The sequence below is a fragment of the Nocardia sp. NPDC052001 genome, assembly GCF_040680615.1.
Taxonomy (GTDB): Bacteria; Actinomycetota; Actinomycetes; order Mycobacteriales; family Mycobacteriaceae; genus Nocardia.
This window is the reverse complement of the sequence record NZ_JBFAXC010000004.1, coordinates 234366-256587: the sequence shown is the minus strand read 5'-3', so window position 1 is coordinate 256587 and position 22222 is coordinate 234366. Positions and strand designations below refer to the sequence as shown.

Here is a 22222-nt window from a genome sequence, read left to right as displayed (position 1 = left end):
GTTAAATTCCTTTACTATTGCCGTCAAGAGGTCATCAAGATTCGTTTGCCTAGAGTTGAGCCGACGACCCGAGCGAGAAACGGAAGGCGATGGAAGAAGTCCCCTGGAACCGGCAGCGCCTGCGCAGCAATAACGAGTGGTTGCTGCTCGAACAGCTGCGCAACGCGGGCCCGTCGAGCCGTGCCCAACTCGCCAGGGACACCGGGCTTTCCAAGCCGACCGTGTCCAGTGCCCTTGCCGCGCTCCAGCACAGCGGGCTGGTCCGCGAGATGGGCACGGTCGCACCCGAACGCGGGCGCACCGCGGTGCTGTACGAGCCCGACCCCACCGCCGGATATGTGCTCGGCCTGGATATCGGCCGGGCCAATCTGCGCGCGGCCGTCGCCGATCTCTCCGGAAAAGTGCTGGCCCGCATCGATATCCCGAACAAGGCCCGCACCGCCGCCGCCGTCGCGGATATCGCGGTGCGGGCGGCCGAACAGGTCTGCGCGACCGCCGGAATCACCGCCGACCAGGTGATCCACGCCGCGCTGGGCAGTCCAGGGGTCTTCGATCCGCAGGACGGCCGCATGCATTTCGCGGTGAACCTGCCGGGCTGGGGCCGCGCCGGACTGCTCGACACCATTCGCGAGCGACTCGGCGGCCCGGAACTGTCGGTGCACAATGACGCCAATCTGGCGGCGCTGGGCGAGTACGTCTTCGGTGCGGGTCGCGGCAGCCGCCTGTTCGTCTACGTGCTGATCGGCACCGGCCTCGGCGTCGGAATCGTCTCCCAGGGCGAACTTTTCACCGGCGCGCACGGTGCGGCCGGTGAAGTCGGCTTCCTGCCAACGACTTTCGGCGCACCCGAGACCGAGGCCCCGCGCCGCGGCGCACTGGAAGAAGCCGTCTCCGCCGAGGCCGTCGTCAAAGCGGCACGCGCACAGGGTATGATCGGACGGCTCACGGCCAAGGGCGTCTTCGAGGCCGCTCGCGCGGGCCATCCCATCGCCGCGAATGTCGTTCGCCAGGAGGGGGAACGCGTCGCACTGGTCGTCGCCGCGGTCACCGCCGTCCTGGACCCCGATGTCATCGCGCTCGGCGGCGGCCTCGGGCACAGCGCGGACCTCTACCTCGACGAGGTGCGCGCCGCGCTGCAACGCTCCACGCCGCTGCGCCCGCAGGTGGCATCCAGTGAATTGGGCGATGACGCAGTACTTCTCGGCGCGATCGCAACGGCGCTGCGGATCGCTCGCCCGCAGGTTTTCGACCGCCGGACCCAGGACTGACCCCGGGTAGTAGCCTGCCCTGCCGTGGACACTTTCAGTAGCGAGTTGCTGTCCTTCGCACGGGGATATCTCGGCGGTGGCATCGAGCAGTACAACTGGTTCATGGAGCAGATCGCACCGGGTCGCACCGGCTGCGATCTGGATGCCGGACTGGCCTGGATCGGTGATCGGCAGCTGGCGCGCTCGGGACAGCTGGGCACCTTCGCCGAGGATCAGACCTTCATGTGGGCGTGGGCCAAACCGGATCTGGCCGGACTACCCGGCACCCGGCATTCGGTGCGGCTACAGGAAATCGGTGCGGCACATGGGATTCCGGAATTCACCACCGAACTGCTGGATCTGGGCGGTTTCCACGATCCGAAGCTCGCCGCCGACCATCTGTCGCTGATCGCGCAGGGCGTGCTCGGTGCGCGCGGGATGACCAAGTTCAATCACGGCGGCCGCGCCTACACCTACCTCGCCATCGATGACGAGAGTGTCGCACTGGCGCAACCCGATCCCGGCAATGTGGCCACCTGGCTGCGCATCGCCTCGGATCTGCTGCTCGGCGGCGGGGCGCGGGCGGTTATCGCCGGGTACGCCCGGCGGCACGGTCTGATCGTGCGTGAGGTGCCCGGCGGCAATGAACTGGACCTGCCCGGCGGCTATCGGTTGCTCGCGCGCATCGACGAACGGGACAATATCGTCGACGCCAGCGTCGTGAACGCGGAAGGTGTCGCACAACAGCCGATTACGGCCGAGAGACCGCGCCCGCCGCGACAGCCGTTCATCCCCGATGAGCTGTTGGCGCGGCTCGCGCCCGCTTCGGCCGTTGCCATGGGCTTCAAGCGTGGCCTGCTCGATTTCGCGACGGGTCTGCGGGAACTGGAATCCCCGACGCCCACCTGGGATCCCGTCACGGGCCGCTACGGTATTGCCGAACTTCCTGAATTGGCCTTGGCGGCAGTCGAACTCGGTCACTACGAATTCGCCACCGATACCTGGGTCTGGGCCGGGAACGGCTGGCCGGGCAGTGCCGCCGTGCGTCGCGCGGCGTTCGAGTCCGGTGCGAATCACCTTGCCGCCGAGCGAGTCTCACTGGGACCGGCGTTCAAACCGGCCAATGCGGCCGATCTGCTCACCACCGCGGCGGTGCACCTGGGCGGCGGTGTCGGCTGGGTGCACGTACCGCTCGAGGATGGATCCGGCTTCCGCTGCCTGGCGATCACCGATCCGCGCATCACCCCGCCGGGTACCGATCCGGATTTCGCGGCCACCATCTTCGAGGTCACCGCCAATCTGCTGAACCCGCTCACCGATGTAGAGAACCGCTACCGCACCATGCGGGAGATGATCGTCGGCTACTTCGAGCATTTCCGGATCCCGACCCTGTTCGTCGGCGAACCGCAAATGCTGATCGGCCATTTCGGCCTGTACGAGCTGCGCGTCGAATTCGGTGTCGACGGCGCGCTGACCCGGGTCTACTGGGGTTTGCAGGGGCAACTCGGGCTCTGAGACGGCAAAAGCGCCGCGGGCTGAATAAGCCTGCGGCGCTAAGTTTTCCGTCTGTCGTACGCGGTACCCCCGGTGGTCCTCAAGAGCCGGAGTTCACCGGAAGCGAGATGACAAGATCCTGCTCCTGTCCGGGCAGATAGTGCACCCGCACCACCCGTCCGATCTGCACCTGCCCGACCTGGGTAGGAGGGAGGAACTTCTCCGTCCGCGCCTCGAAGGTGCTGCCGTCGGGGCGGGTGACGATCAGGGTCAGATCCAGTCGCGGGTGGCCGTCGCGGATCTCGCCGGGCACCGACAGCGCGCTCACCACGGCCTGCGCCGGAATGCCGTTGCGGGCGATATCGAGTTTGGCCTGGGTGGTGATGCCCTTGCGAATCATGGCTTGGTTCATGGCGTTCTGCGCGGCGGAGGAATCACCGGACAGATCCACCTCGACGCGGTCGGGGCGCTCGGGCAGATAGCGGACCGGCAGCACCACGCCGGGGCGCAGCAGGGCCAGTTCGGTGAGCGGCACGATCATCTTGGCGTAGGCCGGGAAGACCTTGCCGTCCGCGCCCTCGACGCGGAAGTCGATGCGCACCTGCGGCTGATCATTGAGCGAGACACCGGTATTGCGCACCGATTCCACGGTGCCCAGGCCCATCAGGCCGTTGCGGTATTCGGAGCTGTTGTTGCCGGTCAGCGCCGACAGCACGCTGTCGCCGGTGAAGGCGAACGCCATCGGGACGACGGTCAGGGCGATGATCGGCAGACTCATCTGCCAGCCCACCCAGGGCAGGAAGTCGGTGGAGGTGAGGCCGTGCCAGAGGTAGTAGCCGATCCCCAGGACGGCGAAAATGACTGCGGCGGTGCGGATCTGATTCTTCATGATGTCCTCGTAATCGGAATTATGGTGCTGCGTACGGGGTTTTATCCCGCTCATGCCCGGCGCGGCATGAGCGGGGATAGCAGTCAGGCGCCGCCTCGGTTCGATCAGGAACCGACGATGTTCGCGCAGGCGAACACGATCTCGAACTTCGAGTTCTTGACCCCGGCGGTGGGATTGGTGAGATCCGGAGCGCCGACGCCCTCACCGGTGACGGTGTAGGTATTGCCGTTCTTGACGACCTTGGCCGAGCCGCCGGGCGCGCCGTTGCCGTAGCCGACCGCGTAGGGCATACCGTTGCTGCCGCCCTTGGAGCCCGCGATGCCGACCGCCTGCACGGTGTCGTCGCCGGTGAGCGTCGCGCTCACGCTGAGCTGGCCGTAGTTGGCGTTGGCGGTATCGGTGAGCGCCAGCGCCAGGGTGCCGCCCTGCTTCACGCAGGTGGTGTCGAACTTGGCGTCCAGGGCCTTACCGTCGACGGTGGCGCTGGACTTGCCGCCGGCCGGGGCGGTGTTGCCGGGGGTGGCCGAGGTGGCGGCCGCCGAGGTGGCGGAGTTCGTCGAGGGGGAGCTGCTGCTGGAGTTGTCACTGCAGCCGGTGACGACCAGGGCGGCGGCCGCGGCGGCGGCGATAGCGGCGGTCAGGCGAATCGACTTGGTGTTCATGGTGTTTCCCAGTTCTTCTCGGTTCGGCTCGCGTTCGGGGCCGATGAGAGAACCGTAGGAAGGGTGCGGTGTCCTACCGATACCAACTTTTGCCGCGCGATTTCCGGACAAACTCCGCTAACCTGGGCGAATGCGACGACCGCGGGCCATGGTGCTGGATGAGGTCTGGCGCCGCCTGGACGGTGTGGAAGCCCTCAGCGGGCCCCATGGCGGGCCGCTGCGCCGCACCGTGAAACTCATCCTGGACCCGCTGGTCATCCGGCCGGTCCAGCATCCCGAATGCGCGGGCTCCATCCTCACCGCCGACGGCGCGGTGCTGCTGACCGCCCGCATCAATGCCGCCGCCGACGTGCTGCGCGCCACCGCCGCCTGGTTCACCCTGCTCAAACAGGTCCGCCGGGCATTGCGCATCACCGCGGGCAATGCCCAGGACCTGTACTTCCAGCGCTGCTACGAACTCGCCACCGTGTCCGGTATGCCCGATGCGGTCGCTGATCGCGGTGCGGCGGAGGACGCCCTGCTGGAAATCCACAACCTCACCGCGGGCCGCACCACCCAGGCGCTCAAGGAATTCCTCGCCGATCCGGAACAATCCGGGGACCTGGCCGAATTGATCGCGACCGCCTGGCGTCGCCGCCCGCTCACCACCACCCCCGACCACACCGAGCCGCTCACCGATCTGCTCAACGCCTGCGCCGCCGCCCGCCTCGGCGAACCCGAACCCGATGTGGATATCGACGATCTGATCGCGGCATCTATAGGCACCCACCACGGGATTCGGCTCTGGCTCGCACAGGGCAGTGACGCGGCGCCCGCGATTCCCGCGGCGCTGGAACTCGAGCCCGCCATCCCGGCCGTGCGCGAATCCACGCTCGCGGGGGTTACCGCGGCGGGTGGTCACGCGGCAGCCGCCGGCCCCGTCCCCTCCGCGCAATATCTCGGACTGACCGCCTATCCCGCGCCGCAGCCACCGCGCGTCGGTGCGTCCGCTTCCAAGGCGAGCCTGGGCCTGCCGTTCGATCGGACCATTCACGAGCGGGTGTTCACGGTGCTGCAAGCGGCTTCCGAGCGCGCCGATCTGCCGCCCATCCCGGAACTGGTGGACGCCGAGATCGCGCGGTCCTGCTCGCCCTGGGCGCTGCTGGACGAATCGCTGCGCCTGGCCGCTGCGGCGGGCGCGCATCTGGCATTGCAACTGCGGCCGATTGTCAACGCGCCCAACGATATCGGATCGCCGTTGGCAGGCGCGCCCGGCAACGGACACAGCACGCGCGGGCCGGAAACCGGTGTCGCGTCGGCCGCCGCGCGAGTGATCAACAGTCGCTGGCAGCGCGAGGCGTACGTGCTCCAGGCCCGCCGGATGATGGTGTGCCCCACATCGCTCACCGCCGCCGCGGCACCGACGGCGGCGATGTCCGCGGTGGGCGGTTCGATCGGCGAGGTGGTTTCGACCGACGTGGCGGGTTTCCACGGCGCGGCCGCTTCGAACCGTGTCGCCCCGGGTTTCGGCACGGGCAGCGAGTCCAGTGGCGCGGTGCCGCCCGTGGGTGCCGATGCGCTCGGGAGTCTCGAAACACCGGGAGCCGTAAGCGCACCCGGGCCGCTGGCTGTGATCGCGGCTGATCTTCAAGTGCCGTGGCGGCCGTACCTGCGGCGATTATGGGCGCGGGTGCACGGGCGCGATGTGCGCGAGGTGCCGGTGTACGAGGCGGATGAGCTGTGGGATCTGCTGGACGGGGTGGCGCGGTCGGTCATGCTGGATCATCGGATGCGGGTGAAGAAGGCATTGGCGGCGACCGCGGTGGCGGCCGAACTCGATGAGCTGGAATCGAGGGCGGGATGACGGAGACGGGATTGCTCATTCGGCGGCTCGGCGACGGGCTGCGCGGCATCATGCCCGCCGGAGCCGCGACCGTGCTCGATGCCGCGCCACGCCTGGATGTCATGGTGCTCGAGGTCGCGGGCGGCCACCTCACCTGGAATGTGCCTGCGGGACCGGCACTTCCGGCGGCGGTCATCGATGATGTGGAGCTCGCCCAGGAATGGGTGTGGGCCATCTACGGCGAGCCCATCGCCCTCGCCCTCGATGAGGCCGACGCTACGGTCCTGACGGATCGGCCCGCGCTCCTGTCCGGGCTCGCGGCGAGCGCTTGGCGGCTCGCGTTCGCGCTGTGGGTTTCTCGGTGGTGGCCCGCGTCCACGCTGGACGGGATCGCGGCGCTGGATCAGCGGTTGCTCGATCAGGAGATCGCCGGGCTCACCGAGGAATGTGAATCCCTGCTCGACGGTGCGGACTCGATCGGGCCCGAGGTCGAGGCCCGGGTCGAGAGTCTGGGGCGCGCTTCGGATTACGCGCTGGCGGCGGGGGATGAGATCCCGAATGGGATGGTGCTCGGGCGGGGCATGGGCGGCTGGGATTGGCGCTGCTGCCCGCCCGGGCTGGTGGACGCCTCGGAAAAAGCGGTGTCCTGGCAGGTGATTCGCGATGCGGGCGTGACTACGATCGCGGTCGCCGCGGCAACTGCCCCGGGGCTGACCGGTGCGGTTCCGGCCTACCTGCGGCCGTGGGCGCGGGTGGCCACCGGGGGAGAAGTCCGCGAGGTCGCGCTGCGATCGTCCGGTGGTAACTGGTCCGGCGAAATCGCTTTCGCCACAACGGGATCGACCGTTCGTGTGGACATCTATGTCCCCGGGTTCGGTCTCGCGCCGGGTGCGGAGTCGTACTCCGCGACGGTGGGATCGCCGGTCGCGGACTCGGCCAGCGCATCTCGGCTTCCGGGGTCGTCCGCGACCCGTCTCGACGCCGCGTCGCCGTCGGTGCCCGGTGAGGATGAATTGCGCAGTCGGATAAGAGAACTCGCTTCGGGAAGGCTGCGGCGGGCGGCCGCGCCACTCGGTGTCTCCGCGGATGTGCCCGGTGCGACCTTCGGCGGGGTTTCCCCCGATGCGCCGCTGCTGGCCGAAATCGCCGCCGCCGCAGACGATTCGGACTTCTGACGTGGTCGCGACCACCGGTGGTGGAACACCCGGGGAATCGGCGGTACTGCGGGCCGGAGCCGAGGCGATGGCGCGGGGTGAGCTGGGGGAGGCACTGCGGATATTCGAGACCGCGGTATCGACCGAGACCGGCGATATTCGGGTGTGCGCCATGGTGAACGCGGCCTGCGTCACTGATCAACTGGGTGATCACGCGGGTGCGGCCGAACTGTTCCGGGACGCGCTGGCACAGATGGGCCCCGATGCGCCGCGCATGCGCCCGGCGGCGCTGATCAATATGTCGCAGGCTTTGCAGTTGCTCGGCGATCTGGACGGTGCGCAGAACGCGCTGGAGCAGGCTCGGGAGTTATTGTCGGGCGAGGGAGCGCCGCTGGAGTTGCGGTATGCCTGCCTGGTGTCATTGAGCGCGGTCGCCCTGCATCGGCAGCAGTGGGCGCGCAGTATCGAGATCGCCACCGAATCATTGGACGCGGCAACCCGTTTCGCCCCCGATCAGGTCGGTCACTCGCTGATGAATCTGGCCGCCGCGCATTTCGAGACCGGTCGCTGGGAGCTGGCGGAGGATTTCGCCGGGCAGGCCCTGGCCGCGTTCACCGCCGCCGGTGACGGCGACGGTGTGGCCGAGACGCAACAGAATCTGGCCATAATGCACACCCGCACGGGCAGATACGATGCGGCCGAACCGCTGCTCACCACCGCGCAGGAGTACTTCGAGACCTCCGGTCACGCGCACCGCGCCGGAATCGGCTGGAAGGTCATGGGTTTGATCGCCGAACGCCGCGATCGGCCCGAGCTCGCGGACGCGCACTATCGGCGCGCACTGCGGCACTTCGAGGAATCCGGCGTCATCGCCGATGCCGCCGATGTGCGCACCCGCCTGGCCACCCTGGCCTTCGCCGCCGGTCGCTACCCGGACGGCGAGGCCGAATTGGCCACCGCCCGAGCCATTTACGCCGAACACGGCCTCGGCCTGCTCTGCGCGCAGGTGGACTTCTGGCATGCGGGCCTGCTCGAGCCCCTGCTCGAAGCCATGCCCGAACTGCTGCCCAGGGCGGTCGACCTGGCCGTGCCCGCCGCACTGGCCCTGGATGCGGTGCGCTACGAACTCCCCGACGGCGCACAGCGCGAGAACTGGAACCGCCGCATGGCCGATCCCGCTATGCGACTGGCCTTCCGCTTCGGATTCCTGGCCGGTGACGCGACTCTGATCGCCGACCTCATCGAAACCGCCTGCGCCGGAACCACCCTCGATATCGACCGCCTCGCCGCACAACCGAACCACCCCACCCTGGACACCCTCGATCCCCTGGAACCACTGCCCGCCAACCCCGGCCCCATCAACGACGCTCTGCAACTGGGTAACGCCCTGGCCGCCGTGGCCGCGCGTGCGGGCCTGCCGGTAGCCCTGCCGCCTCGGGTCGCCGTGGCCCCCGACGGTCATATCGCTTTGGCCGCGGCGATTTCCGTCGCCGAACAGCGCTACGGCCGCCCCCTGCGTGACAGCCGGGTGGTGCACTCATGACCGCTCAACCCACGGCCTACGTCCGGATGGCCGACGCCGGGGATCTGTTCATCTCCTGGCGATGGGAGAACGACGGCGGCGCACCGGGAATCGGCGTGGTGCCCGAGGAACAGGTCGTCGCGGCGGTGCGGCGGTTCGCGGCGGCACTGCCGACCACGGGGGAGGCGGGGCTGGAATCCGCGCTGACCACGGGCGAATTGGCCACGGTCGCCGCGGAGGAGGCGCTGGCCGGATTCCTGTCGGCGACCTTCCTGCCGTATCAGCTCGCGGTCCGTCTCTATGAATTGCACGTGGCGGGGGTGCGCCCGCGTATCCGGATCCAGCCGTCGCCCCGGGTGGCGCAGATTCCGTGGGAGTTGATCGCCCCGGATTCCGGTGTGCGACTGGTGGATATCGCCGAGGTGAGCTTGCTCGCGCCGCCGGGCATCGTGCACGCGCCCGCGCGGGTGGGGCGCTCCTGGGCCGATGCGCGAGAGCTGCCCGTCGTCGCGGTGCTGGACCCCAGGGTCCCCGGCTTCCGCGCGGATTCCGCCCTCGGCTCGGTGCTCGGCCGGATGGAGTTGGACGCGCCGCTGACCAAGCTCGTCGCCGAGTACGCGGGACAGGATCGGCTGACACCCGAGGTGAGTGATCCGGTCGCCGCGTTCCGCCGAACCGATGTGGACCGGGTATGGCTGGGAGAGGCATTGCGCGCGGGCGCGTCCCGGCTGCTCTACATCGGGCACGTGACCGCGGCCGCTCCCGACTCCGGCCAGAGCGAGTCGGCCACAATGCATTTGGCGTGCACCGCGGAAACACTCGGCTTCGCTCCCGCGCAGCGTGATCACCGTCCGCTATCCGCGCGGGATCTGCTGCTGGGCACCTACACCCTGACCGACGACCCCCGCACCGGCCCGCAGCTCTGGCCCATCCCCAGCCGGGTAGCCCTCATCGCCTGCGAGAGCGGCGGCGATCTGCGTTTCGGTGAGGCACTCGGCCTGGTGGCCGCAATGCTCACCGGCGGAGCGGAATTGGTGACCGCGGGCCGCTGGGCACTGCCGACGGATCTTGCCTTCCAGCGCTTCGGCGGCGCGGCCCCGGACAGCCGCCCGCTGCAGGACGCGGTATGCGCCATCGATACCGCTCACGAGCGTCCCGATCCGGTTGCCGCACTGAATGATTGGCAGCGCGAGCGGCTCGCCGCCTGGCGCGCGACCGGTGCCGTCGAACATTCGCCCCTGGTCTGGGCGGCCTTCGCCACGGTCGACGCGGGTCGGTAATTCAAGATCGTTGGCGAGCTCGCAGGAAGTCGTCGACCACCTGACTGATATCGGCCCGGCTTAAGGTGTGCAGCCCGGTCAGTTTGGTGAAGACGATCGGGCCGATCAGTTGCGCCAGTGCGAGATTCAGGTCGAACTCGCCCAGTTCGGCGCGCGCCTGCTCGGTATTCAGCAGGCGGTCGAAGGGCTGGCGGTACTGTTCGATCACCCGGCGCTGCAAGCTCGTGAAGCTTTGGGACGCGGTGTCTTTCGATTCCGTCTTGCCCATGGCGAGCCAGGCCAGCGTGGTCAGTTGTACCGGCGCCTCATCGATGAGCGCGGATTGGCGCACGATCAATTCCACCAGCCGGTCCCGCAGCGTGCCGGTGTCCGGCGGCGGTGACACCTGCGGCACCAGCCGTTCGAAAGTCGCCGCCAGCAGTTCGGCGGAGCTGTCGAAGTGCCGATAGAGGGTGGTGCGCGCGACCTTGGACAGTTTGGTCACCGCGTCGATGGTGACCGCCTGCACCCCACCTGTTTTCAGCAGGGTGGTGGCGGCATCGAGCAGCCGGGCCCGCGAGCGCAGCTTGCGCGGATCGATGTCGTCGTCGGGCGTATTCGCTGCCACCGCACCGGTTCCTTTCCGACGCTACCGGTAGTACCGTAGCGCTACTGTCAGTATCGTTTCTCGGGAGTTGCCATGGTATCCACCGGACAGGGCACGGCCGTCACCACCAGATTGTCACGCCCGCAACGCTGGATGCTCACGGTGTCCTGCCTGTGCATCGCGCTCGTGGTGGCGGCCATGGCCGCACTGTATTCCGCGCTGCCCGGCATAGCCGCCGATACCGGCGTCACCCAGCAGCAGCTGACCTGGGTGGTCGACGGCTACACCCTCGCCCTGGCCTGCCTGGTGCTGCCCGCGGGCGCGCTCGGCGACCGGCTGGGCAGGCGGGTGGTGCTGATCATCGGAATGGCCGTATTCACGGTGGCTTCCGCGCTCCCGCTGATATTCGACGGCCCGCTCTGGCTGATCGGTGCCCGCGCGGCGGCCGGTGCGGGCGCGGCGTTCGTGATGCCCTCGACGCTCTCCCTGCTCACCGCCGGATTTCCGGAGGAGCGGCGCGGTCAAGCCGTCGGCGTCTGGGCGGGCGTCGCGGGATCCGGTGGCGCACTGGGCATTATCGGCTCCGGCATCCTGTTGCAATGGCTGCCCTGGCAGTCGGTTTTCGTGGCCATGACCGCCGTCGGCGCGATACTGCTGGCGGCGGGTTGCACCGTATCGGAATCGATCGATGCCGACCGGCCGCCCCTGGACCCGTGGGGTTCGGTGACCGTCATCGCCGCCGTCGGCGCGATAGTCGTTGCCGCCATGGAGGTTCCGAGCCGCGGCTGGCTCGATCCACTGGTGCTCGGCCTGCTGGCCGGCGGACTGCTCGCCGCGGTGGCCTTCGCCCTGATCGAATTGCGCACCGCGCATCCACTGCTCGATGTGCGACTGTTCGCCGATCGCGGATTCGCGAGCGGCACACTGTCACTCACCGTGCAGTTCCTGATCTCATTCGGCCTGTTCATGCTGATCGTGCAGTATCTGCAACTGATCCTCGGCTATTCGCCGCTGGCCTCATCGCTGGCGCTGGGCCCGATGGTCGTTCCGCTGGTACTGGTTTCGCTCATCGCGCCCATGCTGGCCGACCGCATCGGCCTGCGCTGGGTGACGCTGATCGGTTTGGCGACGGTCGGTGCGGGCCTGCTCGCCATCTCCCGCCTGGATCTGGACAGCGGCTACTGGGGCCTGCTGTGGTCGCTGGTGATCATGAGCACCGGTATGGGCCTGTGCAGTGCGCCCGCCACCGCCGCGATCGTCGCGGGCACACCCGTGGCAAAGCACGGGGTCGCCGCCGCCGTGAATGACGCTGCCCGCGAAATCGGCGCCGCCCTCGGCATTGCCGTCGCGGGCAGCGTGCTCGCGGCCGGATACTCCGGTCGTATCGCGTCCGCCCTGCCCCGGCTGCCGGAGGCGGCGCGCGGCCCGGTAGGCGATTCGCTCGCCGCCGCGCTACAGGTGGCCGAGCGCGCAGGTCCGGCGGGCGCACCCCTCGCGGACTTCGCCAAACAAGCCTTCCTGCACGGATTCCAGCAGGCGAGCGTCGCCCTCGGCTGCGCCGGACTGCTGTCCGCCGTCCTCATCGCGGCGCTGGCTCCGGGCGTGCGGCGTTGATTCGGCCGCCGTGCCAGGTGCGAAACTCGCCCATTCCGGGTGAATCGAATTCGTTCGCGCGCGTGCGAGCGTAATGCGATGACTACTCGCGGAGTACGTTTTCGACGACTGCTGATCGGCGCGGCCGCCGCCCTGTCCGTGGTGCTGGCGGCTGTGGCATTGGGCGCGTGCGGAAGCGATTCCTCATCTAGCAAGGATTCGGCAACCTCCACCGCCGCACCGTCCGACGATCCGGCGGCCATCGCGGCAGACGCCTACGTCTTCGGCTACCCCCTGGTCCTGATGGACGCCACCCGCGCGTCGGCGGCCTCGGCCAACCACTTCGACCACGCCGACACCCTGCCCACCCCGGCCGACCGCCAGGTGGTGCGCCTGAACCTGGACACGCTCTATTCGCAGGCCTGGCTCGATGTGAAGAACGAGCCGATGATCGTGCAGATACCGGAGATGGACCCGAACCGGTACTGGCTCATGCAGTTCCTGGACGCCTGGACCAATACCGTGCACGACCCCGGCAGCGTCGATCCGCAGCTGAGCTCGGGCGATAAGGGCCCGTTCACCTATGCGATCACCGGTCCGGCGTGGAAGGGGCAGCTGCCCGAGGGCGTCACCTCGCTGCCCATGCCCACCGACACCGTCTGGCTGCTGGGGCGGGTGCAGGTCAACGGTCAGGACGATCTCGCGAATGTGAAGGCCATTCAGGATCAGATGAAGCTGGTGCCACTGAGCCAGTGGGAGAGCGGTAATCACGACAATCCGGGTGGCGGTATCCCCGGTGACAAATCGCAGAATCCGTCCAAGCAGGTCGCGGCGATGGACGGCCCCGCCTTCTTCGACAAGCTGAATCAGCTCATGGTCACCAATCCGCCCGCCGTGGCCGACGCTCCCGCAATGGCGCGTTTCGCCAAGATCGGCGTCGCGCCCGGCGCGACCGCCGACAAGGTGTCCGCGGATGTGCTCAACGGTGCGGTCGCGAGCGCGACGAAAACCATAGCGGCCTACCAGAATCCGCAGATGAAGAATGAGAACGGCTGGCAGTTCGCCACCAATGTCGGCACCTACGGCACCGACTACCTGAACCGCGCCAATATCGCACTGCGCGGTCTGGGCGCGAACCTGCCCAAGGACGCGCTCTACCCGACGGTATTCAGCACTGCCGACGACAATGGCACGCCGATCCGCTACACCCTGCACTTCCCGGACGGAAAGCTGCCGCCCGCCAAGGCATTCTGGTCGATCACGGCCTATGACGCCGACAGTTTCCTGATCGACAATCCCGCGAATATCTACGCGGTCGGCCATCAGATCCCGGTGACGAAGAACGCCGACGGGTCGGCGGATATCACCGTGCAGAACGCCGATCCGGGTCCGGCCGTACCGCAGGGCAACTGGCTGCCGATTCCGGCGAGCGGCAAGTTCTCCCTGACCATGCGGCTGTACGCGCCGGAACAGAGCGCCGTCGACGGCGGCTGGCAGCCGCCGGCATTGACGAAAGTCGGCTGACAATCCGACGATCGCCGGGCGTCACACCGACGCCCGGCACCCGACTCCCAGCCGTTTGCCAGGCAACTCCGATGGACCTGTGAGGAATGAGTCGTTCGATAGGTGGATGACTCGTACCGCAGTAGTAGCCAGAATCGCAGCGATCGGCATCTTCGCCGCAGTACCTCTTGCCGCACTGGCGATTCCGGCCAGCGCCGACGCCAATGTCTCGTCTCCCGCCGATATCAGCCGTCCCGGACATCACGGTGACTGGGACCACCACGGCGAGTGGCGGCACCACCACGATCACCCCGGCGACTGGAACCAGAACTGGCCCGGCCTGCCGCCGCTGCCCGGCACCGGCTCCTTCTGACGCTCGACTCCGAGTTGACGCGGAGTTGGTCCGTGTTGACGCGGAGTTGGTCCGTGTTGACGCGGAGCTGATCCGAGGCTGATCGCCTAACACCCAAAACCCAGCGCCCCTGCCGAATTCGGGAAGGGGCGCTGTTTTGTGTGCGGACTCCTATTGCGAGCGACCGCAATTCGAGCAGAACGCCGTACCCGCCTGAATCTGATGTCCGCATCCGGTGCAGTGCACCCGCAAATCCAGTGCGGTGCCGCAGGATCCGCAGAAGCGCCCGCCGGTGGTGCTGGCCGCGCAGGTGGGGCAGGTGACGCGGGCCGGGACCGACATATCCTGGTTCTGGGTCCAGTTCTGCTGATTGGCGGCGTCGCGGAACTGTGAACCGCGCGCTTCGGCCTGCGCCTGCGCCAGCTGATGTGCGGCCATGGGGGAGCAGCGCGTGCACTGGCCGACGTGATCGTTCCAGCAGATGCGCGCGCAGACCCAGGAGCCACAGCCCGCGCAGGACCGGAAATCGTCCTTGACCAGGTCGACGGCCTTGGCGAACGCCTTGTCCTTGGTGGCCGAGGCCGAACCGCCGCTCCAGGTGTTGGAGAAGTCGTCGGCGGCGTTGGAGACCTTGTAGATGGTCTTGGAGTAGTCGCCGAACAGATCTCGCAGCACGCGCAGTACACCGCGTCCGCGCGAGAGGTAGTTCTGCTCGAACGGCGACTTGTACGCGGTGTTGCAGCGATCGCAATGGAACTCCCACTGGAAGCCATTGTCATTGGAATTGTCGGAATACGAGCTGGTGAAGACGACCGGTGCGGTCATGGCGCGGTGATTCCTTTGCGGCTCAGCGGACTACGAACGGACGCGACCGGAGCCCCCCGGACCACGTGTCGTCAGGTTCTTATCGTATGACGTGCGAGGTCCGCAACAGGAGGGACGAATACGGACATCGCTTACGCCCCGAAAACCATGGCCCCGAGAAGCATCGTCCAGGTAAGTCGGGGGTCACGAATCGATAACGGGCCAATTTCGCTGCCGATGTGCCGGACAGGGACTTCGGGAGAGGCGGAATGGGTGTTTCGGATAAGGGTGTTTCGAGCGTGGACGGTCGCCGTAGCGGCGGCGATCACGGCGAGCCTGCTGCTCGTCGGGCAACCGGCACAGGCCGCGCCACAGCAGCGGTGCGAGGTGAGCAGCGGGCGCACCCAGCCGACCGCGAAACCGGAAGCGGTAGGGCTGGATCCGGCGGAGTTGCAGCGCGCCGTCGACTTCGCGGCGGACCCGACACGATTCACCGTGCAGATCTTCCGGAACAACTGCCTCGTCGCGGGCGGGCCGAACAACAAGCGCGCGGGCGGAATGCCGTGGAACCTGTGGAGCAGCACCAAGAGCGTGGTGGCCATGGTCGCCGGTGCGGCCGTGGATGACGGGCTGCTTCGGATCGACAGTCCGATCGACGCGTATCTGCCTGCCGGACTCGGTGATTCGGCGCACCGCGCCATCACCGTGCGCAGCCTGCTGACCGAGACCTCCGGGATGCAGGTCGCGGTGGCGTCCGAGGGCGTCACCGGGCTGGTGCAGCTCGATCCGAATGTGGTGGCGCAGGCGCTCGCTATGCCCATCGTGCATCCGCAGGGTACGCAGTGGCAGTACAGCCAGCGGGCGGTGGATCTGCTGGTGTATGTGGTGCAGCAGGCGGTGCGCGAGGACTTCCAGGCGTATGCGCAGCGGAAACTGTTCACGCCCTTGGGGATTGAGCGCGGTGACTATCACTGGGCGCGGGACCGCAGTCAGAACACGTACGGGTACGCGCACCTGGTGCTGCCGCCGGATGATTTCGCGAAGCTCGGTCTGCTGGTTGCCAATCATGGCAATTGGGCTGGGACACAGGTGCTTTCGGCTGACTACCTGCGCGAGGCAACCACCGGCACCGCCGCCAATGACTGCTACGGCTTCCTGTTCGTGGTGAACGGGCCCGACTGCGGCTCCATCTTCCCCGGTATGCCCGCTGACGCGGTGCAGATGTCGGGAATGATGCGGCAGGACAATACGATTGTGCCCAGTCTCGGGCTGCTGGTGAGCTGGACCGGCATCACGGTGCCGGGAAGTTCGGTGGGCTTCCCGCACGATGTGCTGCGCGCGCTCACCTTCGCCTTCCGCGATCCGGTGCTCGCCGATCCCGGGCCGTATCAGGATCATCCGGATATCAGCCTGGCCGATCCGATGATCTCCAATCCGGCGGCCACCCTCGCCGCGCTGGGACTGGGGCCGATGGCCTATCCGGGCTGCGGGATGCTGTCGTGCCTGGACAAGCCGCTCGCGCCGCCGGTGTCGGATTGGCCGCCCGGCTGCTACATCGTCGGCTGCTTCGGGACCGATCCGGCGACTCCGGGGATCCGGTAGCGGTGAACAGCTGGAATGACTCGCCGGTCACAGCAGACTCGCCAGGTACCCCCCGAGGGTATATGGTCGGGATATGGATCATGACGAGCATGCCGCGCACAAGGACGTGAACCACGCCGGGCACGAGGCGATGAACCACGCCGGAACTGCGGAAATGAGCCATGCCGAGCACGCGGGCACGGATCATGCCGGGGCAGCGGGCATAGATCACTCGGGCATGGATCACGCCGCCATGGGACACGGCGGTCATGCCGGGCACGCGGGCATGTCCATGGATGACATGGCGCGCGATATGCGCAATCGATTCCTGGTCGCGCTGGTGTTCTCGCTGCTGGTGATGTTCTGGTCGCCGATGGCCAAAGATATGTTCGGCCTGGATCTGCCGACGCCGTTCGGGCTGCGGCAGGACATCTGGGCGCTCATCCTCAGCCTGCCGGTGATCTTCTACTCGTCGACCATCTTCTTCACCGGGGCGGTCGCGGCGCTCAAGGCGCGCACCCTCGACATGATGGTGCTCGTCGCCGTCGGTATCGGTGCGGGCTGGCTGTATTCGCTGGCCATCACCCTCACCGGGGGCGGCGAGGTGTTCTATGAGGCGTCCACCATGCTGGCCACATTCGTACTGCTCGGCCACTGGTTCGAGATGCGGGCGCGCGGCGGGGCCAATGACGCCATTCGCGCACTGCTCGACCTGGCGCCGCCGCAGGCCGTGGTGATCCGCGACGGCCGGGAAGTCGAAATCCCCACGGCCGAAGTGATTGTCGGAGATCTGCTGCTGGTGCGGCCCGGCGCGAAGATCGCCGTCGACGGTGAGGTCGTCGAGGGCGAGAGCGAAGTCGACGAGGCCATGGTCACCGGCGAAAGCCTGCCGGTGCACAAGGAACCCGGGTCGGCGGTCATCGGCGCGACCCTCAACAAGAACGGTGTGCTGCGGGTCCGCGCCACCAAGGTCGGGTCCGACACCGCCCTCGCGCAGATCGTGAATCTCGTTCAGGAAGCCCAGAATTCGAAGGCACCCGGACAGAAACTGGCCGACCGCGCGGCATTCTGGCTGGTGCTGGTCGCATTGATAGGCGGCGCACTGACTTTGGGCGTATGGCTGCTCGCCGGAGCCACCTTCGCCAAGGCCATGCTCTTCGCCATCACCGTCGTGGTCATCACCTGCCCCGACGCCCTCGGGCTGGCGACGCCGACCGCCATCATGGTCGGCACCGGACTGGGCGCGAAACGCGGTGTGCTGTTCAAGAATGCGATGGCGCTGGAGAGCGCGGCACGCATTCAAACGGTCGTCATGGACAAGACCGGGACGCTCACCAAGGGCGAGCCCGAGGTCACCGAGATCGTCACCGACGGGGTGATCAGCGCGGAGGAATTGATCCCACTGCTGGCGGCCGTGGAACGCGAATCCGAACACCCGCTGGCCGAGGCGGTCGTGAACTATGCCGAGGGGCGCGGCGCGAATGGTGAACGCGCACAGGACTTCGAGAACGTTCCCGGCCACGGTGCGATCGCCACTGTGAACGGGCGTCGCGTCGTGGTGGGCAACCGCCGTCTGCTGGAGCGGGAAGGTATCGAGCTCGGAGAGCTGGCCGCGGCCCGCGATCGCGTCGCGGGAGCAGGGCAGACCGCAGTGCTCGCGGCCGTGGACGGGAAGGCCGCCGCGGTCATCGGTATCGCGGACGCGGTGCGCGAAACCTCTGCTCGCGCAGTGCAGGACCTGCACGATATGGGTGTCGAGGTGGTCATGCTCACGGGTGACAATCAAGCCACCGCGGAACGCATCGCCGCCGAACTCGGCATCGACACGGTGATCGCCGAGGTTCTGCCGGGCGACAAGTCCGACCGGATCGCCGAATTGCAGGCCACCGGAAAGAAAGTCGCCATGGTGGGGGATGGGGTGAACGACGCGCCCGCGCTTGCCCGAGCTGATCTCGGCATCGCGATCGGTGCGGGGACCGACGTGGCGATCGAGACCGCGGATTTGGTTCTGATGCGGTCGGATCCGCTCGACATTCCTACCGCGCTTCGCATCGGTCGTGGAACGCTCCGGAAAATGCACCAGAACCTTGCCTGGGCGGTTGGTTACAACACCATCGCTCTCCCGATTGCCGCGGGTGTCTTCGAGCCTGCTTTCGGGTTCACGCTTCGGCCGGAGATCGCGGCACTTTCCATGTCCGGGTCCAGTGTCATCGTGGCTTTGAATGCCTTATCGCTCAAGCGGTTGCGCCTTCCGGCGCAGCGATGATCGATAGACAAGAGAAGAAAAGAACAAAAGAATAAAGAACAAAAGATAAAGACGCCTGGACAAGAAGAAAGAAGGCCCGAAGGGCCTCGAGATACCGGCATGGAGCCGTACGGACTTGGCAGAGGCCGTGCGGGACATGCCTGTATGACCGGCAGGAGGGTTCCTGACGGTTGGATACAGGTGGGGTGGAAGCTATTGCCGGGCTGGGCACGCCGGGCGAGGCAATACCCAGGGTCGCTGATGCATCCGACTCGGCACACACGCCCGAGAGGGGCGAGCAGGCAACGGTTGCGCCGCCGGGGCGGTAGCCATCAACTCGTCCGGGTGATGCAGATGATTCACCTTCGGTGTCCGGGTCGGGTCGATGTGCGCGGGCGCGATCCACGCGGTACGGCCCGCGAAGGCCGATTCCTTACCGAGCTTGACGGTGGTCCAGCCGGTCGGGGTGTCGTTCACCAATGCGTGGCAGTGATCGCACGCCAGCGTGAGGTTTTCGATGTCGGTCGGGCCGCCCTTGACGTACTCGGTCACGTGATGCACGGCCGCCATGCTCGCGGGCGCGGTGCAGCCGGGGCGTGTGCAACCCCGCTCGGTGGCGATCAACGCCATGCGCTGTGCCGGGTTGGCAAGGCGGGCTTCGCCGATGTGCAGGGGCATGTTGTTGGCGTCGGTCACGACGGAGAACGTCTTGCTTTTGCGGGCGGCCATTTCCAACGCGACCGCGACCGGCACGGTCCCACCGGTGGCGGTGGTCGCGACTCCGGCGGCGCGTTCCACGTCGGTGATGGACATGGTCAGGATCGTGGTCACCGGGAGCCCCCGGTGGGAGCCGAGGTGTGCGGGGTTGAAGTCCGGGTGCAGGAGCGCGAACAACGCGTCGTGCTGACGCTGCACGGTCGTACGCGTGTCTCGTGCGGCCGCAGCCTTCACGACCTCCGGATCGAGCTTGTCATCGACCACGAACGGGCTTTCAGGATCGGCCGGGTTGCACAGACCGGGCCGCGCGAGCTTGGCCAGCACCGCATCCATCGCCGCGCGTGCTTCGGGAGTCAACACCACCGTCATGGTGGACATCAGGTCGAAACCCTGTGGGCTCAACCGCATACTGCGCATGCGAGCGCGGTCCGTGTCGTCGGTGAGGGTGCCATCGGGATCCAGATGTCCGAGGATCCGGTCACCGATCTTGGGGAGCTGGTTCGGGTTCAGTGCACGAGCGTGCCGCGCGAGGTGCTCTTCGGCGAGTGCCCGGTCTTCCGCGGTGACCTTGTTGGGGAGTCGGTCCATGACCTGCCGAATGACCCGTACGTGGTCGAGACCGATCGCGCCTTCTTCTTGTGCCAGTGCGGTGTTCGGCAGTATCGGTGCCGGGACGGAGATTTCGGCGTTGTCTCCGACGCGGGGCCAGATGGCGGCTTGCTCGGCGCAGTGCCACCGGTTCAACGCGTCCCCGTGCGAGATCCGCAGGGTGTCTTGCAGAAACAGCGCCACCGAGCCTGCTCCGGCCAGCTTGGGCAGTGACCGCGAGCAGGTCTGCACCACCAAATCGAGTTTCATCGCATCGAGTTTGCGGGTAGCGGTTTCGACCTGCTGCATCAATTCGACAATGTCATTGTCCGACAACGGAATAAGCGGCTGGGAGGTCAGGGCGTCGATCGCAGCGGAGAGCGCTGATGCGCTCTCCGTGATTGCGATTGTCTCCCCTGAATTCATACTCCTATTCTACCCCCGCAAAACAGACCCCGAAAGTCGAATTACGTTGTGATATAAGGATATTCAGAATTCTTGCCCTTTCATTTTCGGGTCTGTGTGATTTTCCCTGTTTTCGCGTCGGTCTCAGGTGCGCAGTAGGGCGGCCTGTACCTGGCGCAGGCGATCCACGTCGCCGCGGAACCCGGCTACGGCGTCGTTGTAGAGGAATGCCTCCCACAGTCGAACCAGCGCGTACGCCAAGGTGTTTCGCTCGATCGGCGGTTCGTAGCCCTGTGACTGCGCCTTGTCGATGAGCTGTTCCACGATCGCCACCGCCGCCGGATGCACCACGCCGTCACTGCGGGTGATCAGGCGGAGTGCGGCGGTGGATTCATTGTCGAAATAGGTGCGCAGGGAGTCGTCCTCGACCAGCCAGTGGATGGTGTGGTCGAGGATCTCGTTCAGGCGCTGCCCGCCCTCGGCTCGGCAGCGTTTGTCGGCGTGCGCGACCATGCGCTCCAATTGCCGGGCGATGGCCGCGCCGAGCAGTCCGTCGCGGGATCCGAACCAGCGGTAGATGCTGGCCCGGCCCACCCCGAGCTGGGCGGCGATGGCATTCACATCCAGGCGTTTTCCGGCCAGGAACATATCGATGGCGGCTTTGAGTACATCGTCTCGACTGGCCGATGCCGGCCGTCCCGGTGCTCGTGTCCCCTCCGCGCGCGTCACGCCGAAAGCATAGGTGTCAGATATGGCGACAGCGTGCGGGCGGTGACCGCGCGGCCCAGACTGAGCGCTTCGCGCAGTAGCGCCGGATCGCGATTGGTGCGGCCGATGGCGGGTGCGGTGTGCGGCGGGCGGATCTGGAGTACGGCCGGATCGGTGGCGAAATCGGCCTCGTCGCGGTGGTGCTGCTGTACTCGGCCGAGCCACGGGCCGACGGTGCCGGGTGCGTGCCGGGCCAGGTAGCGCGCCACCACCCTGCTCTCCAAAGCCGAAGGCGCGCTCATGTTCTCGTCCTCGCGGCGGGTGCGCAGCACCAGCACCCGGGTCGCGCCCTGTGCCAGCGCGGTTCGAATGGGCACCGATTCGGAGATTCCGGCGTCCACGTAGCGATGCGCGCCGATTCGGACCGGCCGCCCGGCCAGGATCGGCAGGCAGGTGGAGGCGCGCAAGGCGGCCTGCACCGAGGCGCTGTCGGTGAGTTCGGGGTGCAGGTCGACGGCCGCGCCGGTGTCGGCATCGGTGGCGATCGGATGGAAGGTGACCGGATTGGCCAGGATCGCCGGGAAGTCCATCGGCACGATGCGCTCGTACACGGTGTGCACCAGATATTCGGTATCCACCACGCGCCCGCCGCGCAGCGCTCGCGCGGGGGAGATGACCCGGTTGATGACCTCGGGATGCCAGGCCCGTTCGGAATTGCGGGCGCGCCCGCACAGCAGCCAGGCCGCGTTCAGCGCGCCCGCCGACGCGCCGTAGACCGCGTCGAAGCAGTGCAGGACGCCCAGCTCCTCGATGGCCATGGCCATACCGTGCGAGAACGCGCCGCGCGAGGAACCGCCCTCGATGACCAGGGCGAGTCGATGCCCGTCGGTGCGTGCTCCGGGTGCGCTGTCCGCGCGGTGGCGGTGGGCGATGAGCTCTCCGACTCCGAGGGTCTGGTCCTGCTCCGGCATGGGTCCCCTTTCGTGGCCTCCCGAGTCTACGAGAGCTATTTGAGACATTGGATAGTCTGTGTATCATATCCGGCGCTACCCGAAGACATTGGAGGCCAA

The 22222-nt window shown here is 67.3% G+C and carries 18 protein-coding genes; 11 read left to right on the top strand and 7 right to left on the bottom strand.

Annotated features, from left to right (window positions below; genetic code table 11):
- Positions 1-89: 89 nt before the first annotated feature.
- Together AB0L82_RS21260 and AB0L82_RS21255 are read left to right on the top strand one after the other, a co-directional pair.
- Positions 90-1268: an ROK family protein gene (locus AB0L82_RS21260; protein ID WP_364638693.1), complete on the top strand. Its 1179-nt coding sequence runs from the start codon at positions 90-92 to the stop codon at positions 1266-1268.
- Between the two features lie 24 nt (positions 1269-1292).
- Positions 1293-2762 carry a DUF6882 domain-containing protein gene (locus AB0L82_RS21255; RefSeq protein ID WP_364638690.1) on the top strand — a complete coding sequence of 490 codons (1470 nt, stop codon included), beginning with the start codon at positions 1293-1295 and terminating at the stop codon, positions 2760-2762.
- 79 nt (positions 2763-2841) lie between these two features.
- On the opposite strand, the gene AB0L82_RS21250 is transcribed toward AB0L82_RS21255, so the two are convergent.
- On the bottom strand, positions 2842-3630 hold the full coding sequence (locus AB0L82_RS21250; protein WP_364638687.1) for a hypothetical protein: 789 nt from the start codon (positions 3628-3630) through the stop codon (positions 2842-2844).
- Between the two features lie 104 nt (positions 3631-3734).
- A complete protein-coding gene (locus tag AB0L82_RS21245; RefSeq protein ID WP_364638684.1) occupies positions 3735-4292 on the bottom strand; it encodes a lipoprotein LpqH in 558 nt (185 codons plus the stop codon).
- 130 nt (positions 4293-4422) lie between these two features.
- On the opposite strand from AB0L82_RS21245, the gene AB0L82_RS21240 reads away from it, so the two are divergent.
- Genes AB0L82_RS21240 through AB0L82_RS21225 form a run of 4 tightly spaced genes read left to right on the top strand, consistent with a single transcriptional unit; the run spans position 4423 to position 10070 of the window.
- Positions 4423-6135 (top strand): hypothetical protein, encoded by a 1713-nt coding sequence (locus tag AB0L82_RS21240; protein WP_364638681.1) that lies wholly within the window; start codon positions 4423-4425, stop codon positions 6133-6135.
- Entirely contained in the window at positions 6132-7289 is a 1158-nt protein-coding gene (locus tag AB0L82_RS21235; RefSeq protein WP_364638678.1) for a hypothetical protein, read from the top strand. Before AB0L82_RS21240 ends, AB0L82_RS21235 begins: the two co-directional genes overlap by 4 nt.
- 1 nt (position 7290) lies before the next feature.
- Positions 7291-8811: a tetratricopeptide repeat protein gene (locus AB0L82_RS21230; RefSeq protein ID WP_364638675.1), complete on the top strand. Its 1521-nt coding sequence runs from the start codon at positions 7291-7293 to the stop codon at positions 8809-8811.
- Complete coding sequence (locus tag AB0L82_RS21225) at positions 8808-10070, top strand: hypothetical protein (RefSeq protein ID WP_364638672.1); 1263 nt, start codon at positions 8808-8810, stop codon at positions 10068-10070. Before AB0L82_RS21230 ends, AB0L82_RS21225 begins: the two co-directional genes overlap by 4 nt.
- A gap of 1 nt (position 10071) precedes the next feature.
- Here AB0L82_RS21225 and AB0L82_RS21220 read toward each other — a convergent pair whose 3' ends face one another.
- Positions 10072-10677 (bottom strand): TetR/AcrR family transcriptional regulator, encoded by a 606-nt coding sequence (locus AB0L82_RS21220; protein WP_364638669.1) that lies wholly within the window; start codon positions 10675-10677, stop codon positions 10072-10074.
- Between the two features lie 72 nt (positions 10678-10749).
- Between AB0L82_RS21220 and AB0L82_RS21215 the strand changes: the two genes are divergently transcribed.
- The 3 genes from AB0L82_RS21215 (at position 10750) to AB0L82_RS21205 (ending at position 14125) form a co-directional block, all read left to right on the top strand.
- Positions 10750-12270: an MFS transporter gene (locus AB0L82_RS21215; RefSeq protein ID WP_364638666.1), complete on the top strand. Its 1521-nt coding sequence runs from the start codon at positions 10750-10752 to the stop codon at positions 12268-12270.
- Between the two features lie 78 nt (positions 12271-12348).
- Positions 12349-13773 (top strand): DUF1254 domain-containing protein, encoded by a 1425-nt coding sequence (locus AB0L82_RS21210; RefSeq protein ID WP_364638663.1) that lies wholly within the window; start codon positions 12349-12351, stop codon positions 13771-13773.
- 106 nt (positions 13774-13879) lie between these two features.
- Positions 13880-14125 (top strand): hypothetical protein, encoded by a 246-nt coding sequence (locus AB0L82_RS21205; RefSeq protein WP_364638660.1) that lies wholly within the window; start codon positions 13880-13882, stop codon positions 14123-14125.
- Between the two features lie 150 nt (positions 14126-14275).
- On the opposite strand, the gene AB0L82_RS21200 is transcribed toward AB0L82_RS21205, so the two are convergent.
- Entirely contained in the window at positions 14276-14929 is a 654-nt protein-coding gene (locus tag AB0L82_RS21200) for a zinc ribbon domain-containing protein (protein ID WP_364638657.1), read from the bottom strand.
- Between the two features lie 267 nt (positions 14930-15196).
- Between AB0L82_RS21200 and AB0L82_RS21195 the strand changes: the two genes are divergently transcribed.
- Both AB0L82_RS21195 and AB0L82_RS21190 read left to right on the top strand, forming a co-directional pair.
- Entirely contained in the window at positions 15197-16510 is a 1314-nt protein-coding gene (locus AB0L82_RS21195) for a serine hydrolase (protein ID WP_364638654.1), read from the top strand.
- A 73-nt stretch (positions 16511-16583) separates the two neighbouring features.
- On the top strand, positions 16584-18755 hold the full coding sequence (locus AB0L82_RS21190; protein WP_364638651.1) for a copper-translocating P-type ATPase: 2172 nt from the start codon (positions 16584-16586) through the stop codon (positions 18753-18755).
- Positions 18756-18947: 192 nt separating this feature from the next.
- Here AB0L82_RS21190 and AB0L82_RS21185 read toward each other — a convergent pair whose 3' ends face one another.
- From AB0L82_RS21185 to AB0L82_RS21175, 3 genes are all read right to left on the bottom strand, one after another.
- A complete protein-coding gene (locus tag AB0L82_RS21185; protein ID WP_364638648.1) occupies positions 18948-20465 on the bottom strand; it encodes a DUF222 domain-containing protein in 1518 nt (505 codons plus the stop codon).
- A 123-nt stretch (positions 20466-20588) separates the two neighbouring features.
- Entirely contained in the window at positions 20589-21173 is a 585-nt protein-coding gene (locus AB0L82_RS21180) for a QsdR family transcriptional regulator (RefSeq protein WP_364638645.1), read from the bottom strand.
- Positions 21170-22123 (bottom strand): patatin family protein, encoded by a 954-nt coding sequence (locus AB0L82_RS21175; protein ID WP_364638642.1) that lies wholly within the window; start codon positions 22121-22123, stop codon positions 21170-21172. Before AB0L82_RS21175 ends, AB0L82_RS21180 begins: the two co-directional genes overlap by 4 nt.
- Between the last annotated feature and the right edge of the window lie 99 nt (positions 22124-22222).